Origin of the sequence: Klebsiella sp. CN_Kp091 (genome assembly GCF_040065095.1) — a bacterium.
GTDB lineage: Bacteria > Pseudomonadota > Gammaproteobacteria > Enterobacterales > Enterobacteriaceae > Klebsiella > Klebsiella aerogenes.
In genome coordinates this window covers 313,499-331,042 of sequence record NZ_JBEAIO010000005.1, presented here as the reverse complement: position 1 = coordinate 331,042, position 17,544 = coordinate 313,499, and the positions used below count along the sequence as shown (strand labels likewise).

The following is a 17,544-nucleotide window of genomic DNA, read 5'->3' as shown; positions in this document are numbered from 1 at the left end:
GGCGTAAAGATATGTGTGGCAAGACTATTTCGCCTCTCCACGATGCAATAAATCAGCATATACAGCCGTTAAAATCCCGCCGGGGCGAAATTGCTTTTTTATCCACTGCGTCACCTGGCCGGTGGCGGCATGCTGCGTCGCCAGCAGCATGCCGGAATCCTGACGCGGATTGTGGATCTGACGGATCACCAACAGTTTCTCAGCTATCGCTTCGTTCACCATATAGTCAGGTAAAAAACCGATCCCCTCACCGAGGATCTGACACTGGCATTTAGTATTGAAGTCAGGGACCAGGATCGCCTCCTGACCATGCAGCAGCCAACCGACCTTTTTATTGATCGTGCTGGCGGTGTCCTCAACCATGATATTGGGATAGAGGCGTAACTGGCTTTCCGAAATAGGTTCGGGCATAAACGCCAGCGGATGATCCGGGGCAATAGCAAACACCCAGCGGATCGCGCCGATCTCGGTGTAATCAATACCGCCGCCGTCGAGCAGCGTGTCCGGCGCGCCGATGGCAATATTCGCCTGGTTATTGATGATCGAATCCCAAACGCCGTTGTATACCTCGGTGGTGACGGTTATCTGACAGGTGGGAAACTGTTTTTTCAGCACCTGCAGCAGGCGGGCGGTATGGCGCGGCGTGTATAGCAGTTGATTAATGCAGATGCGCACCCGCGCTTCGATACCTTGCGAGATAGTATCTATGCTGCGCTTTATCGCATGGAAATCATTAAGCAGATCGGTAGCCTTGCGAAACAGATAGTAGCCGGATTCCGTCAGTTCAATGCTGCGGGTGTTGCGGGTAAACAGCACCACGTCCAGCCCGGCTTCCATCCGTTTGATGGTATAGCTGATGGCTGAGGTGGTTAACCCCAGCTCGTCGGCCGCCTTGCTGAAGCTGCCAAAACGCGCCGCGGTGGTGAATGCCAGCAGATTTTCTTCAGTAAAAATCGAGTTCATGCGCCCTTCCCGCCTCCGCTAAACCATACCTGAGCTGAATGTATTGGTTACTGTGGCGAGGGGCAATCATTTTTGAACAATGCTTAATACCCGTCGCGACTTCAGGCACGCTACTTACTGGTCGCCTCGCTGAGTTTGCGCCCGCTATATTCTGAAATAAAGCCGACACAATTTCCCGCCAGAAATCCCAACAGCGTCACCGTCCAGTTCAAACCGGTGGCGAAAAAGAGCGTCATACCGAGGAAACCGCCGGGAATAAACGAGGTTAGCGTAAAGCGCCCCTGCCAGACGATGACTGCCGAAAACGGCACCGTGGTAATGACGCTTGCCCAGAATCCCGACATACCGCTGGCTGAGGCGAGAGCGCCGGCGGCCAGCGCCGCCAGCCACGCCCACACCGCTCCGGAATAGTTAACGCACAGGCTTTTGACAAAGCCGGATTGGCCTCCCCCTGCCGCATAGAAACTACAGAACGCCACGAAGCCAATGGTTCCCAATAATTCCCAACCATGCTGCAGCCCAACGTGCGAGGAAATCAGCTGCCAAACGCCTGCGCAAATCCCGACGGTGATCCCCGTAGCGGTGAGTCCGTTCATCTCTTTCCCCTCTGAAAAATAGATTGATGACGTTGCTTTCTGACGGCAACTATATCGAAAGAAAACCCGATTGCGTTAAGGGGTATAAGCGTAAAGAAGTAAACATTGCTCTGCCGCACAGTCTGCATCAATTATTGAAATTTATTCAATAATCTACCGGATTATGGCGAATAAAATTTAAGCGGGTTCTTTTATCTATTTCTGGTTGCTATGCTCAAGCCATCGAGAAAGTCTCAGCCGCAACAACAGGAGCAAGATGATGGCCACGGAAAATATTATTGCTGACTATTTTTTGGCTGCAGAGCAGGGAAATATCACGAAATTAAAAGCCTGCCTGGCAAGCGGTGTCGATATTAATGCCAGTAATCGTCAGGGGCGAACCGCCATTACCCTCGCCAGCCTGAATAAACATTATGCTTGTGTCTCGGTTCTTATTGCCGCTGGCGCGGATATTAATAAGCAGGACCAGACCTGTTTTAACCCGTTTTTAATTAGCTGCCTGAATAACGACGTCGAACTACTGCGCTTAATTTTGCCGGCAAATCCCGACCTCGAACGATTAACGCGTTTCGGTGGCGTAGGCCTGACCCCGGCCTGTGAAAAAGGCCATCTTGAGATCGTAAAAATATTGCTGGCGGAAACTGACATTAACGTTAACCACACCAATTTCGTTGGCTGGACACCGCTACTGGAAGCGATTGTCTTAAACGACGGCGGTGCGACGCAACAGGAGATCGTCAGACTGCTGCTGGACCACGGCGCCAACCCGCATATGACCGATAAGTACGGTAAATCGCCGCTGGAGCTGGCATGGGATAAGGGATTCAGTGAAATCGCCCACCTGCTGGTCGCCGCCGGAGCCTGAGGAAGGAGAATCGCCATTAACACCCCCTCATGGCGGTGTGTGCAAGCGCTAACTGCGGATGAGAGCTTTCTCGCGCAGCGCGGCGGCGGACAGGTCGAGCAGGTTTTCACTCATGCGGTGAACCTGCTCATCCCCGGCAAACCAGGGCTTCTGACGCTGCTGTGTGAAACCTCTGACAATGCGCCTAATAGCTGTAGGTTAGCACTCACCCACTTTGACAACCTGCTCCGGCCAGGGGAAAGCGTCCGGTTTACCGATTCAGGGATTTACATTGGCGATAATACATGGATAGACATCCACCGTTGTGAGCGCTGGCAAACGCCGCGGGCAGTATTAAACGCGGCAACATTTAGCCAGATAGCCTGGCGACGATGGCGCAACATTATCGTTACGCAGTTACATGAGGATGACACGTTATTTCTCTATCGCGGCGACAATCCCTTTTATCACGCGATGCGTCATGAACTCCAGCAGCGACGGGAAACCTTATTTAAAGCGCTTGGCGAAAATAAAAATATCAGCGCCGCCGTGGCGAACATGATCGGATTAGGCATTGGCCTGACGCCATCGGCGGATGATTATTTGCTAGGTCTAAGCGTTATTTTATTCATAAAGGGGCACCCGGCTAATCAATACCGGGAAGCATTTATAACCGCGCTGCAGAGCGCCCGACAAAATACTACGCCGCTCAGCGCGATAACGCTGGAGGCAGCGATAAACCAACGTTATCGCGAAAGTATCGCCGTGTTGATTAATCTGCTGGTTAATCAACCGACAACCTTTTCTATTAAGGCTATTGCCGATATTAAAAATATTGGCTCAAGTTCCGGCAGCGACATGCTATTGGGCATGGCGGATGCCTGCGCGCTGAGCCAAACGTATGGAGGGAATAATGTCAGTTAAAATAGTGGTGAAGAAGAATACCTATTTTGATTCCGTCTCATTAATGTCGATTTCCACCCGCGCTAATAAGCTCGATGGCGTAGAGCAGGCATTTGTGGCGATGGCGACGGAAATGAACAAAGGGGTGCTGAATAACCTGGGACTGCTGACGCCGGAGCTGGAAGCAGCGAAAAACGGCGACCTGATGATTGTTATCAAGGGCAAAGACGGCGCCGATAGTGAACAAATACTCGGTGAAATAGAAGCGCTGTTCAGCAAAAAGGCCGACAGCGGCCAGCACGAAGCGCGCTACGCCACCCTCGCCAGCGCCAAAAAACATCTTCCGCAAAGTAACCTCGCGATTATCTCGGTCAACGGTCTGTTTGCCGCTCGCGAAGCGCGCCAGGCGCTGCAAAACGATCTTAACGTGATGCTGTTTTCCGATAACGTCTCTATTGACGACGAACTGGCGCTGAAACAGCTGGCCCACGAAAAAGGGTTATTGATGATGGGGCCAGACTGCGGCACCGCCATTATTAACGGCGCGGCGCTGTGCTTCGGTAACGCGGTTCGCCGCGGCAACATCGGTATTATCGGCGCCTCTGGTACCGGTAGCCAGGAGCTGAGCGTCCGTATCCATGATTTCGGCGGCGGGATCTCGCAGTTAATCGGTACCGGCGGTCGCGATCTGAGTGAGAAAATCGGCGGCCTGATGATGCTCGACGCTATTCAGATGCTGGAAGCCGATCCGCAAACGGAAATCATCGTCCTTGTTTCTAAACCACCGGCTCCAGCGGTGGCGAAAAAAGTGCTCGAACGCGCTCGCGCCTGCCGTAAACCGGTAGTGGCGTGCTTCCTCGGCCGCGCCGAGCCTCCCGCCGATGAGCAAGGTCTGCAGTTCGCCCGCGGCACTAAAGACGCGGCGCTGAAGGCTGTCCTGCTGAGCGGTATTAAGCAGGAAAATCTCGATGTGCATCCGCTGAACCAGGCGCTGATTGCTGACGTTCGCGCGCAGCTCACGCCACGGCAAAAGTACATTCGCGGCCTGTTCTGCGGCGGTACCCTGTGCGATGAAACCATGTTCGCGGTACTGGAAAAACACGCGGATGTTTATAGCAACATTCAGCCGGATCCGGCCTATCGTCTGAGCGATATCAATCGCAGCATCAAGCACACTTTCCTCGATTTCGGCGATGACGACTTCACCAACGGTAAGCCGCACCCGATGATCGACCCGACCAACCGCATCAGCCGCCTGCTGCAGGAGGCGCGCGATCCCGAAGTGGCGGTCATCGTCATGGACTTCGTGCTGGGCTTCGGATCGCATGAAGATCCGGTGGGTTCGACGATCGCGGCGATCAAAGAGGCCAAAGCCATTGCCGCCGCCGATGGGCGCCCATTGACGATCCTCGCTTACGTGTTAGGTACCGACATCGATACGCCGTCGCTGGAGCAACAGCGCCAGATGCTACTTGACGCTGGCGTCATTCTGGCCAGCAGCAGCACCAATACCGGTTTGCTGGCGCGTGAATTTATCTGCAAAGGGGAGCAAGCCTGATGAGCCAGTCGCTATTTAACCAGCCGTTGAACGTAATTAACGTCGGTATCGCCATGTTCAGCGACGATTTGAAAAAGCAGCATACCGCCGTCACCCAGCTCGACTGGACGCCGCCGGGCCAGGGCAATATGCAGGTGGTCGAGGCGTTGGATCGCATCGCCGACTCGCCGCTGGCGGATAAAATCGCCGCCGCCAACCAGCAGGCGCTGGAGCGTATTATTCAGTCGCACCCGGTACTCATCGGCTTTGATCAGGCCATTAACGTCGTGCCGGGCATGACGCCAAAAACTATTCTGCACGCCGGCCCGCCGGTGGAATGGCAAAACATGTGCGGCGCCATGAAAGGCGCGGTCACCGGCGCGCTGGTCTTTGAAGGGCTGGCAAAAGATCTGGATGAAGCGGCCGAGCTTGCCGCCTCCGGGGAAATTACCTTCTCACCCTGTCACGAACACGACTGCGTGGGTTCGATGGCGGGCGTAACGTCGGCGTCGATGTTCATGCACATCGTCGAGAACAAAACCTACGGCAATATCGCTTATACCAATATGAGCGAACAGATGGCCAAGATTTTACGCATGGGCGCCAACGATCAAAGCGTTATCGATCGCCTGAACTGGATGCGCGACGTGCAGGGTCCCATGCTGCGCGACGCCATGAAGATCATTGGCGAAATCGATCTGCGCTTAATGCTGGCGCAGGCGCTGCATATGGGCGATGAGTGTCATAACCGCAACAACGCTGGCACCACCCTGCTGATTCAGGCGCTCACGCCGGGGATTATTCAGGCCGGTTATCCGGTAGAGCAGCAGCGCGAAGTGTTCGAATTTGTCGCCAGCAGCGATTACTTCTCCGGGCCGACGTGGATGGCGATGTGCAAAGCGGCGATGGACGCGGCCCACGGTATTGAATACAGCACCGTGGTGACCACCATGGCGCGCAACGGCGTCGAGTTCGGACTGCGGGTCAGCGGCCTGCCGGGACAGTGGTTTACCGGCCCGGCCCAGCAGGTGATAGGCCCGATGTTCGCTGGTTTTAAACCAGAAGACTCCGGCCTCGATATCGGCGACAGCGCCATTACTGAAACCTATGGCATCGGCGGTTTCGCCATGGCGACGGCGCCGGCTATCGTCGCGCTGGTCGGTGGAACGGTAGAAGAAGCGGTCGATTTCTCTCGCCAGATGCGTGAAATCACCCTTGGCGAAAACCCGAACGTCACCATTCCGCTGCTCGGCTTTATGGGGATCCCGACCGCGATCGACATCACCCGCGTCGGCAGCAGCGGTATTTTACCGGTGATCAACACCGCCATCGCCCATAAAGACGCCGGGATCGGCATGATTGGCGCCGGTATCGTCCATCCGCCGTTCGCCTGTTTCGAAAAAGCGATCCTCCGCTGGTGCGATCGTTACGACGTTTAACGTTGTAGCCCGGGCGAGGCGTTTGCGCCGACCCCGGGAAATCCCCGGCAGCCCTACGCCTGGCCGGGCGACTACCACGACCACACAATAACAATAACTACATCACCTTCTGTAGCGGAAGCCAGATATGAAAGAACTTATCGTCGTTGCCATTGGCGGCAACAGCATTATCAAAGATAACGCCAGCCAGTCGATCGAGCATCAGGCCGAGGCGGTCAAAGCGGTGGCCAGCACGGTGCTGGAGATGCTGGCATCGGACTATAACGTGGTGCTAACCCACGGTAACGGCCCGCAGGTTGGGCTGGATTTACGCCGCTCGGAGATAGCCCACGAACGAGAAGGTCTGCCGCTGACGCCGCTGGCCAACTGCGTCGCCGATACCCAGGGCGGCATCGGCTACCTCATTCAGCAGGCGCTGAATAACCGCCTCGCCCAGCGCGGCGGACAAAAGGCGGTCACCGTCGTCACCCAGGTTGAAGTCGATAAAAACGATCCCGGCTTTACCCATCCGACCAAGCCTATCGGCGCGTTCTTCAGCGAAAGCCAGCGCGATGAATTGCAGCAGGCGCATCCTGAGTGGCGCTTTGTGGAAGATTCGGGTCGCGGCTATCGCCGGGTGGTCGCCTCGCCGGAGCCGAAACGCATTGTCGAAGCGGAAGCTATCAAGGCGCTGACCCGGCAAGGCTTTGTGGTGATCGGCGCCGGCGGCGGCGGGATCCCGGTGGTACGCAGCCCGCAGGGCGACTACCAGAGCGTGGATGCGGTGATCGATAAAGATCTCTCAACCGCCCTGCTGGCCCGCGAAATTGATGCTGATATTCTGGTGATCACCACCGGTGTGGAGAAAGTGTGCGTTAATTTCGGCAAGCCTAATCAGCAGGCGCTGGGTTGCGTTGGCATCAGCGAGATGAGCCGCTATATGCAGGAAGGGCATTTCCCGGCAGGCAGTATGCTGCCAAAAATCGTCGCCAGCCTCACGTTCCTGCAACACGGCGGCAAACGGGTGATCATCACCACGCCGGAATGTCTGCCAGCCGCGCTACGTGGCGAAACGGGAACCCATATTGTGCATGACTGACACAAAAGGAAGAAAGAATGAATAAAGACAATAGCCGTCGCGAATTTCTTACCCAAAGCGGCAAGATGGTCACCGCCGCCGCGCTGCTGGCAGCGGGCGCGCCGGCGGCGTATGCCGCGGGAAGCCAATCGTCCGCGGCCGCCTGCGATAATAAAGGCGCGGTCAACGTCGCCGTTAAACATTACTACCTTGATAACGTGCTGCTGGAAAGCGGCTTCGAATATGAAAACGGCGTGGTGGTTCACACCCGGACCGAGCTGCAAACGCTGGAAATAAAAGACGGCAAAATCGTCGCCCTGCGCAGCAATAATAGCCACCCGGATGCCACGCTGCCGCGCTACGATGCGGGCGGCAAACTGATGCTGCCCGCCATGCGCGACATGCATATCCATCTGGACAAAACGTTTTACGGCGGCCCGTGGCGCTCGCTTAACCGCCCGGCGGGCACCACCATTCAGGATATGATCAAGCTTGAGCAGAAACTGCTGCCGGAACTCCAGCCTTATACGCAGGCGCACGCCGAGAAGCTTATCGACCTGATCCAGTCCAAAGGCTCCACTATCGCCCGCAGCCACTGCAACATTGAGCCGGTGTCCGGGCTGAAGAACCTTGAGAATCTGCAGGAAGTGCTGGCGCGGCGTAAACCAGGCTTCGATTGCGAAATCGTCGCTTTTCCGCAGCACGGGCTGCTGCTGTCGAAATCGGAATCACTGGTTCGCGAAGCGATGCAGGCCGGCGCCCATTATGTCGGCGGTCTCGATCCGACTAATGTCGATGGCGCGATGGAGAAATCGCTCGATACCATGTTCCAGATTGCGCTGGATTACGACAAAGGGGTGGATATTCACCTGCATGAAACCAGCCCGGCGGGCGTGGCGGCGGTGAACTATATGGTGGAAACCGTGGAGAAGACCCCGGCGCTGAAAGGCAAGCTGACCATCAGCCACGCTTTTGCGCTGGCGACGCTGAACGAGCAGCAGGTCGATGCCATCGCGACCCGCATGGCGGCGCAGCAAATCACCATCGCCTCCACCGTGCCGATCGGCACTCTGCACATGCCGCTCAAGCAACTGCGCGAAAAAGGCGTCTTCGTGATGACCGGTACCGATAGCGTGATTGACCACTGGTCGCCCTACGGACTGGGCGACATGCTGGAGAAAGCCAATCTCTACGCCCAGCTGTATATCCGCCCCAATGAGCAGACCCTGTCGCGCGCGCTGGCCATCGCCACCGGCGACGTGCTGCCGTTGAATGACAAAGGCGAGCGCGTATGGCCAAAAGCACAGGACGACGCCAGCTTTGTGCTGGTCGATGCCTCCTGCTCCGCCGAAGCCGTGGCGCGAATTTCGCCGCGTACCGCCACCTTCCATAACGGTAAGATGGTCTGGGGCAGCGTCGGAGCCTGATGGCAGCGTCATGTAAAAAACCCCGGCAAGCCGGGGTTTTTTCATTTACCAAACACGATTACTTCTGCGGACGCATGGCCGGGAACAGGATAACGTCGCGGATGGTGTGGCTGTTGGTAAACAGCATCACCATGCGGTCGATACCGATACCCAGGCCGGCGGTCGGCGGCAGGCCGTACTCCAGCGCGGTGACGTAGTCTTCGTCATAGAACATCGCTTCGTCATCGCCCGCCGCTTTGGCGTTGACCTGATCCTGGAAACGCTGCGCCTGATCTTCCGCATCGTTCAACTCGCTGAAACCGTTACCGATTTCGCGGCCGCCGATGAAGAACTCGAAGCGGTCGGTGATTTCCGGGTTCACGTCGTTACGGCGGGCCAGCGGAGAAACTTCCGCCGGATATTCGGTGATGAAGGTCGGCTGAATCAGATGCGCTTCCGCCACTTCATCAAAGATCTCCGTGACGATACGTCCCAGACCCCAGCTTTTCTCAACCTGAATACCGATAGATTCCGCCAGCGCTTTCGCCGCGTCGAAATTATCCAGATCCGCCATGTTGGTTTCCGGACGGTGTTTCTTGATGGCTTCACGCATGGTCAGTTTTTCAAACGGTTTGCCGAAGTCAAACACCTGGTCGCCATACGGCACTTCGGTTTTGCCCAGCACCGTCTGCGCCAGAGTGCGGAACAGCGACTCGGTCAGTTCGATCAGGTCTTTGTAATCCGCATACGCCATATACAGTTCCATCATGGTGAACTCTGGGTTATGACGTACGGAGATCCCTTCGTTACGGAAGTTACGGTTGATTTCGAAGACGCGTTCGAAGCCGCCAACCACCAGACGTTTCAGATACAGTTCCGGCGCGATACGCAGGTACATATCCAGATCCAGCGCGTTGTGATGGGTGATGAACGGACGGGCGGAAGCGCCGCCGGGGATCACCTGCATCATCGGGGTTTCGACTTCCATAAAGCCGCGGGCAACCATGAACTGACGCATGGTGGCGAGGATCTGCGAACGGATACGGAACGTATGACGCGACTCTTCGTTGGCGATCAGATCCAGATAACGCTGGCGATAGCGGACTTCCTGATCCTGCAGGCCGTGGAATTTATCCGGCAGCGGGCGCAGGGCTTTGGTCAGCAGACGCAGCTCGGTGCAGTGAATGGAGAGTTCGCCGGTTTGCGTTTTGAACAGCTTGCCGCGGGCGGCGATGATATCGCCGAGATCCCATTTTTTAAACTGTTCGTTGTAGACGCCTTCCGGCAGGTCATCGCGCGCGACGTACAGCTGAATGCGGCCGCCGACGTCCTGAAGGGTAACGAAAGAGGCTTTACCCATGATGCGGCGGGTCATCATACGGCCAGCAACAGAGACTTCAACGTTCAGGGAAGCGAGTTCATCGTTATCCTTCGCATCGAATTCAGCGTGCAATTGGTCAGAGGTATGATCGCGACGGAAATCGTTCGGGAAAGCGACGCCCTGCTCACGCAGCGCAGCCAATTTTTCGCGACGAGTTTTCAGTTCATTATTAAGGTCAATTGCCTCATCGGCACCTTGTGCTTGTTGTTCAGACATGTTGGTTCCTCATAACCCTGCTTTCAAACTAGCTTCGATAAATTGAACCAGGTCACCATTCAGCGCGGCCTGTCTCTGGTAACACACCAGAGAACAATCTTAACGACTCTGGATTCACTACAAGCTGATCTCACTCAGCTATGGCTTCACTAACGGTATTTTTTATCGTTGGCTTCCGCGCCTGCCAGAATATCCACCTCCTGCTCACTTGGCTGTTGAGTTAATGTCCCCGGTCGCGCTGCGCTGGCCGGTGCTGCAAATCGCGGCAAAGGCGACAATGACAATCACCGCTACGCAGCCGATAGTCCATTCACCCATCTGCGAGAAGAAATGCTGATAGGCGGCAATCGCCGTGTCGCTGATTTGCGATTCGGTGGTTTGCTGCGCCACCACCCCGGCCAGCCAGTTGGCGACCGCGCCGGTGGCCAACATATAAATGCCGGTTAATACGCCGGTGACGCCGGGCATGTTCAGACGGGTTATCTGCGCCATCGCCACCGGGTCAATAAACAGTTCGGCAAAGCCCATCATTGCCAGCCCGGCGACCATCATGCCCATCGAGGCCTGACCATCAGCCGCGCCGTGGCGGGCATTCAGCGCCAGCAGCATAAATCCACCGCCCATCAGCAGCAGGCCGAAAGCAAATTTCAGCCACACTTTTAACACCGAGCGGGTTCGCCCTTCCGGGCGGATAAGCCACGCCAGGATCACGCCGGCGGCCATCACCGCCACCGCGTTAACCGACTGGAACAGCGCGGTCGGTACTTCAATATTGAACAGCCGGCGATCAACAAAGTGGTCGATAAACAGGCTAATCGAGCTGCCGCCCTGCTGCGCCAGCACCCAGAACAGCGTTCCGGTCAACATCAGCAGAACGATTTGCCACAGCGCGCGGCGGTGCTGCGGCGATTTGATCATGATCCGCGCCACCATTTGCGCGGCGAACAGGCAGACAATCGCCAGCAGATAACCGGACCAGTTGTTTTCTAACAGCAAGGTGAAGAACACCGGCGCCAGGCACAGCATCACCACCAGCCAGCCCCAGGTCGGCAACACGAATTTCACCGCACGCAGCGCCTGTTTGTCGACGCCGCGGGTGTCGCGGAAGTAGCGGCTGCCGCTTAAGAAAATCATCAGGCCGATAAACATGCCGATCCCCGCCAGCGCAAAGCCGATATGCCAGCCGTACCACTGCGCCGCCAGCCCGCAGGCAATGGGGGCGGCTATCGAACCGACGTTACCGGCGGCATACAGCAGCGAGAAACCGCCATCGCGACGATGGTCGTCAGCGGCGTACAGTTCGCCGAGCAGGCAGCTGATATTGGATTTGAACAGACCATAGCCGCAGATAATGATCGCCAGCGCCAGATAGAGGCTCCAGGTGGAATCAGATTCGACGCCCAGCACCACGTGGCCGAGGGTCATCAACAACGCCCCGGCAATCACCGCCGTGCGGTTGCCGAGCAGGCGGTCGGCAAGCCAGCCGCCGAGAATGGGGGTTACGTAAACTAAAGATGCGTAGGCGCTGAACAGACTGATGGCGTGGCTATCGTCAAAGCCAAGTTGGTGGGTGAGATAAAGGATGAGTAAGGCGCGCATGCCGTAAAAGCTGAAGTACTCCCAGATCTGGATCGCTACGATGTAGTAAATCGCGCGCGGCTGTGAGGGTGTTTTCATAGGTTCTCCTTGCAGCGTGAAAAAAGGGAAGTGGCAAGCCACTTCCCTTGTGTGCGTCTATTACTTGTTGTTTTCTTCTTTCAGCACTTTAACGGTGTAACGACCATCCGCCTGACGATATGCGCCGTGGATATCGGTTTCGAAGCCCGGGTAGTGAGCGCCGATTTCGCACAGCATCTGCAGGAACTCCAGTACCGGGCGGCTTTCTTCGGTGATCATCTCACCAGGCATAACCAACGGTACTCCCGGAGGATACGGCAGGATCATGTTGGCGTTGACGCGGCCTACCATCTCTTCGAGGTACACTTCTTCAGTCTGACCGTGCAGCTCTTTCTGGAACGCGGCATACGGGGTCATCACCATGGATGGCAGCACTTCGAATGCGCGGAACATCAGGTCCGGCAGGTTGTGATGCTCAACCAGTTTATGGATGTTCTGCGCCAGGTCCTGAATACGCATGTTTTCATAGAATTCAGGATCTTCACGGTACAGAGACGGCAGCATGTTTTTCACCCGCAGGTTCAGGTCGAACGCGCGTTTGAAGTCGGTCAGCGCACGCAGCAGGCTCAGCGCTTTTGTCTTATCGATACCGATGCTGAACAGGAACAGCAGGTTGTACGGACCGGTTTTCTCAACCACGATGCCGTGTTCGTCGAGATATTTCGCCACGATGCTTGCCGGAATACCGAAATCATCCATGGTGCCGTCTTTCTTCATCCCCGGAGTCAGCAGCGTGACTTTGATAGGGTCGAGGTACATGTGCTCGTTATCGATGTTTTTGAAACCGTGCCATGCGCTATCGGAGCGCAGCGGCCAGCATTCAGCGCCATCGATATGTTCCGGCTGCCATACATCGAAGAACCAGCCTTCAGACTCGCCTTTCAGACGTTTGATCTCTTTACGGAACTTGATCGAACGTTCGATAGAACCGTCGATCAGGCGTTTACCGGCGTTACCGCGCATCATCGCCGCCGCGGTTTCGGTGGAAGCCACGATACCGTAGTGCGGAGAAGTGGTGGTGTGCATCATGTAGGCTTCGTTGAAGGTTTCTTCGTTAACGTCGCCTTTCACGTGGATCATCGAAGCCTGAGAGAATGCCGCCAGCAGTTTATGCGTGGACTGGGTTTCGTAGATCACTTTCCCTTCAACGCGACCGCCGCTCATCCCGCATTTGCCTTCATAGATCGGCGAGAAGTTGGTGTAAGGCACCCATGCGGAGTCAAAGTGGATGGATTTCACATCCAGGGTTTTCTTGATGAAGTCGGTGTTATACAGCAGACCATCATAGGTTGAGTTGGTGATAACCGCGTGTACCGGCCAGGTCGCATTCGGCGTCTCTTTCACACGCTTGGCGATAGTCGCGTGCTGGAATTCGCTCTGCGGGATACCGCCGAGGATACCGTAGGCGTTACGGGTCGGACGGAAGTAGATCGGCGTAATGTCGCTCATCATCATCAGGTGAGTCAGCGATTTGTGGCAGTTACGGTCAATCAGCACGGTGCTGCCGGCAGGCGCGGAGTACATACCGACGATTTTGTTAGCGGTTGATGTACCGTTGGTCACCATGTAGCTGCGTTCAGCGTTGAAGACGCGAGCGATATACTCTTCCGCTTCTTTGTGCGGGCCGCTGTGGTCAAGCAGTGAACCCAGTTCAGAAACCGAAATGGAGATATCGGATTTCATGGTGTTGGAACCAAAGAAATCATAGAAGATGCTGCCTACCGGGCTTTTCTGGAACGCGGTACCGCCCATGTGGCCTGGGGTACAGAAGGTGTATTTGCCTTCACGTACATATTTGAACAGCGCTTTGGTCAGCGGCGGCAGAATGGTGTCGATGTATTCGTCAGTGTTCTGTTTGATTTTGTTCGCGATATCTTCAGCGGCGCCCAGCGCATATTCGAAGAAGCGAACCTGCATGCGCAGATCGTTGAGGCTAACGTCCAGAGTGGAGTAGGTGTTAGCGAAAGCGTACAGCGGCATGTACTCGTTCATTTTGCTGATTTCTTCGCACAGTTCGAGATTGTATTTATCCCAGTCGAAGATCACGCCGCACAGACGAGAGTTGTTTTCGATAAGTTTTAATAAGTCGTCACGGTCGTTCGGGTAGACAATACGGAAGTCCAGGCGTTCGAGAGCACGATGCAGTTCACGGATGGGTTCTTCTTTGAAGTAAACACCCATGTGATTCATGATTGCAATAACGTTCATAGTCAAATCTCCAGATGTAGAAAGCCCCTCCCGTCTCGATGTGACAGGTGATGGAAGGAGCCTCAGGAAAAAGGGTTACTGATTAGTGCGCGTTAGCGGGGCTGTTGTTATCCGTTGCGTTGTTCTGCTGGCGCTGGTGCATTTTGCGACCGTAGAACATCAGGATAATCAGGCTAACGATAAAGGTGCCGGCCAGTTCGAAGGAGCTTGCGCCCATCAGCGCGATGAAGCAGAACACGCAACCCAGTACCGAACAAATCAGGCTAACGAAGTTGCGGATGTTGATGCCTTCGAAACGAATCAGGTCAACACAGGAGTAGAAGTAAGGCAGCATGGTCAGCAGTACCGCGATACCGGTCAGCTCGCCGAACAGGTCAGATGCTTTACCACCGGCGGAGTTCATCAGGGTAATCAGCACCATCAGCGCGGTCATTTTCACCGCGGCCAGCAGCAGGCCTTTTTTCGGGATACCGTTGCTATCGACTTCGCCATACACTTTCGGGAAGTTACCGTCGTTGGCGGCACGTACACCGGCCTGGCCAACCAGCATCATCCACGAGCCCAGAGAAGTCAGGCAAGCGAAGGCGGTGAAAGCGGAAACCATCGGAGCAGCCCAGCCGCCGAGAATGGTAGAGGCGCTAATTGCGAACGGCGCACCGGACGCGGCCATCTGAGAAGCAGGATACATACCGGCGATAACCTGAGTCGCGGCGATATAGACGATACCGGCCATCGCCGTACCCAGCATGGTTGCCAGCGGTACGGTACGTTTCGGGTTTTTCACCATCCCGGTACTCACTGCGGCGGATTCTACGCCAACGAAGGCCCACAGGCAGAGCAGGATACTTTTAATGACCGCGTGGCTATCAGTGGTGCTGGAGGTGTTCCAGTTCGCCTGATAAGTTGCCGCGTCAAACCAATGCCAGCCGACGACCGCTGTCATTACCACCGGAATAAGCACCAGTACCAGACCAATAGTGGTCAGACGGCTTACCCAGGTCCCGCCGAGCATATTAACGAAAGTAAAGATCCACACGATGGCAATACAGGCAATACCTGCTGGCACCGGGTTATTTAAAATTGGGAAGAACGTAGAGAGATAAGAGACGGCGGTAATACCGATTGCCAGGTTACCAATCCAGTTTGCATGATAATAAAGGACGCCGGTCTGGAAACCGAAGGCCGGAGAAATTTCCCCTGCGTAAGCAATTGGACCACCCTGCTGCGGGTTCTTGGTCGCCAGTCGGGCATAAACATAAGCCAAAGACATCGCGCCAATAATAGAAATCACCCAACCCCAAATGGCAATACCACCGATGCTGGCGAGGTTCGCAGGTAATAGTGCAATACCGCTCCCCATCATATTACCGGCGACTACGCCGGTACAGGCAAATAGCCCGATCTTCTTGGCAGAACTCATGGTTGTTTTTCTCCTAAGTTTATTTGGGAGGTACAGATCATGATAGAGAACCATTTATTGACCCGACCAACTGCCAACAAGATTACTGATTCGTACGAGATAAATCCTAAAGATAAAGTGAAATAACTACAAACATCAGACAAATGATATTTTGACCTTTTTCGATTAACATATAAACATGACATGTTGATATCAAAAAAAGATAAACATCGCCTATTTACAAAGGGTTAGACGTGCATACCGGTGTTGAAATTGTGTTACCAGGCAGGAAAATAACGCTTATTTCAGGTAACAATCAGAGTGCTCATGAGATACATAAATTTAACCTCATCATACTCAAAACCATGAGCATGATGAGGGTTTACTTATTCTGAAGCGAGGAAATTGTCGAGATATGGTACTACGCGGGTGACGGAGGTCTGGAATACTCCGTTTTCAATCCAGTACAAGGTGTTTTCGCCAGGGCGTAAATTAAACGCCGTCAGGTAGGCATCCGCAGCTTCGCGGTTCTGTCCTTTCATCTCATAGACTTTACCGAGCAGCACGTAATTCATCCACGACATTTCTAAATCAATGCCTGTGTTGATAGCGCTGTACGCCTCATCTATTTTCCCTTTGCCTAACATATCTACCGTTTTTATCTGGTAGAAGATCGCCATATCTTTAATACCGGGCATTTCACCCACTTTTTCAACCTCGGCATACAGCGTCGCTAATTGTTTTTCATCCAACGGCTGCTGCGAATGACGTAATACATCCACCAGCGCTTTTTCGGCGTAAGCATAAATAAAGTCCGGCGATTGTTTAATGACGTCATCGAGTATATCGCTGGCTTTACCTAATGAATCGACATCACCTTTCATTAACAGCTGATGGGCCTGATAAAGACGGGTTAATGAAGGGCTTTGCGCGGGTTGATACTGTTTCAGCATCGCTTTCATGCGATCCGGCCACGGCTGCATTAGCGCGGTTGACAGACTATCCAGCAGGTCATTCTGAATGGTGAGCTGGTTATCCATGGTAATAAAGTAGCGTTTATCGAGCATCGTCGAGCCGTCGGCGTTATCGACCAGTTGCACCGACATAAAGCACTGCTGGGCGCGATAGTGGCGCTGATTAACGAATTCGATGGTCAACGTTTTACCCGAACTGCTGGGCTCGTTGATGTTGTAGTTGGTTTTATCGTGGACCATAAAGGTCGAGAAAGTGTTGAGCGAGGTGGTTACCAGGCTGCCCAACCCTACCGCATAGGCATGCTGCGATGCCCAGTTGTTGCATGAACTGCCGTTTACCAGGTGTATGTCGATATCGCGCGGGTTTAGCAGCAGGCGAGTTTTGGTTTCCGGCGGCCGCGATTCTATCGACGACAAGGCGACTAACGCGACGCAACTGCCCAACGCCAGCAGGAACAGCGTCCACACCCAGAAGGTGGTGATCCGTTTACGTTTTTCCGGCACTGCCGCCGCCGCAGGCGAGGCAGATGAAGGAGAAATAGTCGGTGGCGACGTTTCAGGAACGGTGACAGGGGCCACTGGCGGGACAATCGGCGCCAACTCTTCACCCTCTTCCGTACACCAAATTACCGGGACCGTCAGCTTGTAACCGCGTTTGGGCACCGTCGCAATATATTCCATGCTGCCGTCATCGCCGTCTTTCAGTGACTTACGCAACTCGGAAATACTCTGGGTGACGACATGGCTGGTCACCACGTTGCGCGTCCAGACGTGATCGATAAGCTCGTCCCGGCTAAGTACCTCGCCAGGATGTTGAGCAAAGTAGACCAGAAGATCGATTAAACGCGGTTCGAGAGTAAGCTGACGTCCGTTCCGGCTAATTTGGTTTACAGAAGGAGTAACGAGCCATTCCCCAACGCGAACAACAGGTTGTTGCATAAAAA

General features: G+C 54.8%; 13 protein-coding genes. 6 read left to right on the top strand and 7 right to left on the bottom strand.

Going from position 1 to position 17,544, the window contains the following annotated elements; all coding sequences use genetic code 11:
• Positions 1-24 precede the first annotated feature (24 nt).
• Together ABLV17_RS06130 and ABLV17_RS06125 are read right to left on the bottom strand one after the other, a co-directional pair.
• Positions 25-963 (bottom strand): LysR substrate-binding domain-containing protein, encoded by a 939-nt coding sequence (locus ABLV17_RS06130; protein ID WP_087860313.1) that lies wholly within the window; start codon positions 961-963, stop codon positions 25-27.
• A gap of 110 nt (positions 964-1,073) precedes the next feature.
• Positions 1,074-1,559 carry a DUF1097 domain-containing protein gene (locus ABLV17_RS06125; RefSeq protein WP_271032031.1) on the bottom strand — a complete coding sequence of 162 codons (486 nt, stop codon included), beginning with the start codon at positions 1,557-1,559 and terminating at the stop codon, positions 1,074-1,076.
• Between the two features lie 259 nt (positions 1,560-1,818).
• On the opposite strand from ABLV17_RS06125, the gene ABLV17_RS06120 reads away from it, so the two are divergent.
• The 6 genes from ABLV17_RS06120 (at position 1,819) to ABLV17_RS06095 (ending at position 8,766) form a co-directional block, all read left to right on the top strand.
• Positions 1,819-2,424, top strand: a complete 606-nt coding sequence (locus ABLV17_RS06120) for an ankyrin repeat domain-containing protein (protein ID WP_271032055.1) — start codon at positions 1,819-1,821, stop codon at positions 2,422-2,424.
• A 39-nt stretch (positions 2,425-2,463) separates the two neighbouring features.
• The gene (locus ABLV17_RS06115; RefSeq protein ID WP_271032030.1) at positions 2,464-3,327 is read left to right on the top strand and encodes a DUF2877 domain-containing protein; all 864 of its coding nucleotides are present in this window, start codon (positions 2,464-2,466) and stop codon (positions 3,325-3,327) included.
• Positions 3,317-4,864, top strand: coding sequence for an acyl-CoA synthetase FdrA (gene fdrA / locus ABLV17_RS06110; protein ID WP_271032029.1), 1,548 nt, complete (start codon positions 3,317-3,319; stop codon positions 4,862-4,864). The genes ABLV17_RS06115 and fdrA overlap by 11 nt, the downstream gene beginning before the upstream one ends.
• A complete protein-coding gene (locus ABLV17_RS06105; protein WP_271032028.1) occupies positions 4,864-6,282 on the top strand; it encodes a DUF1116 domain-containing protein in 1,419 nt (472 codons plus the stop codon). The genes fdrA and ABLV17_RS06105 overlap by 1 nt, the downstream gene beginning before the upstream one ends.
• Before the next feature lie 127 nt (positions 6,283-6,409).
• Positions 6,410-7,360: a carbamate kinase family protein gene (locus ABLV17_RS06100; RefSeq protein WP_271032027.1), complete on the top strand. Its 951-nt coding sequence runs from the start codon at positions 6,410-6,412 to the stop codon at positions 7,358-7,360.
• Between the two features lie 17 nt (positions 7,361-7,377).
• A complete protein-coding gene (locus ABLV17_RS06095; RefSeq protein WP_271032026.1) occupies positions 7,378-8,766 on the top strand; it encodes an amidohydrolase family protein in 1,389 nt (462 codons plus the stop codon).
• Positions 8,767-8,824: 58 nt separating this feature from the next.
• Here the strand turns inward: ABLV17_RS06095 and lysS are convergent, their stop codons facing one another.
• The 5 genes from lysS to cadC all read right to left on the bottom strand — a co-directional run bounded on the left by lysS (position 8,825) and on the right by cadC (position 17,539).
• Complete coding sequence (gene lysS / locus ABLV17_RS06090; RefSeq protein ID WP_015704650.1) at positions 8,825-10,342, bottom strand: lysine--tRNA ligase; 1,518 nt, start codon at positions 10,340-10,342, stop codon at positions 8,825-8,827.
• Between the two features lie 204 nt (positions 10,343-10,546).
• A complete protein-coding gene (gene dtpD, locus ABLV17_RS06085) occupies positions 10,547-12,019 on the bottom strand; it encodes a dipeptide permease DtpD (protein ID WP_015704649.1) in 1,473 nt (490 codons plus the stop codon).
• A gap of 60 nt (positions 12,020-12,079) precedes the next feature.
• Positions 12,080-14,227: a lysine decarboxylase CadA gene (cadA, locus tag ABLV17_RS06080; protein WP_015367858.1), complete on the bottom strand. Its 2,148-nt coding sequence runs from the start codon at positions 14,225-14,227 to the stop codon at positions 12,080-12,082.
• 82 nt (positions 14,228-14,309) lie between these two features.
• On the bottom strand, positions 14,310-15,647 hold the full coding sequence (gene cadB / locus ABLV17_RS06075) for a cadaverine/lysine antiporter (RefSeq protein WP_015367859.1): 1,338 nt from the start codon (positions 15,645-15,647) through the stop codon (positions 14,310-14,312).
• 365 nt (positions 15,648-16,012) lie between these two features.
• Positions 16,013-17,539 carry a lysine decarboxylation/transport transcriptional activator CadC gene (gene cadC / locus ABLV17_RS06070; protein ID WP_271032025.1) on the bottom strand — a complete coding sequence of 509 codons (1,527 nt, stop codon included), beginning with the start codon at positions 17,537-17,539 and terminating at the stop codon, positions 16,013-16,015.
• Positions 17,540-17,544: the final 5 nt, after the last annotated feature.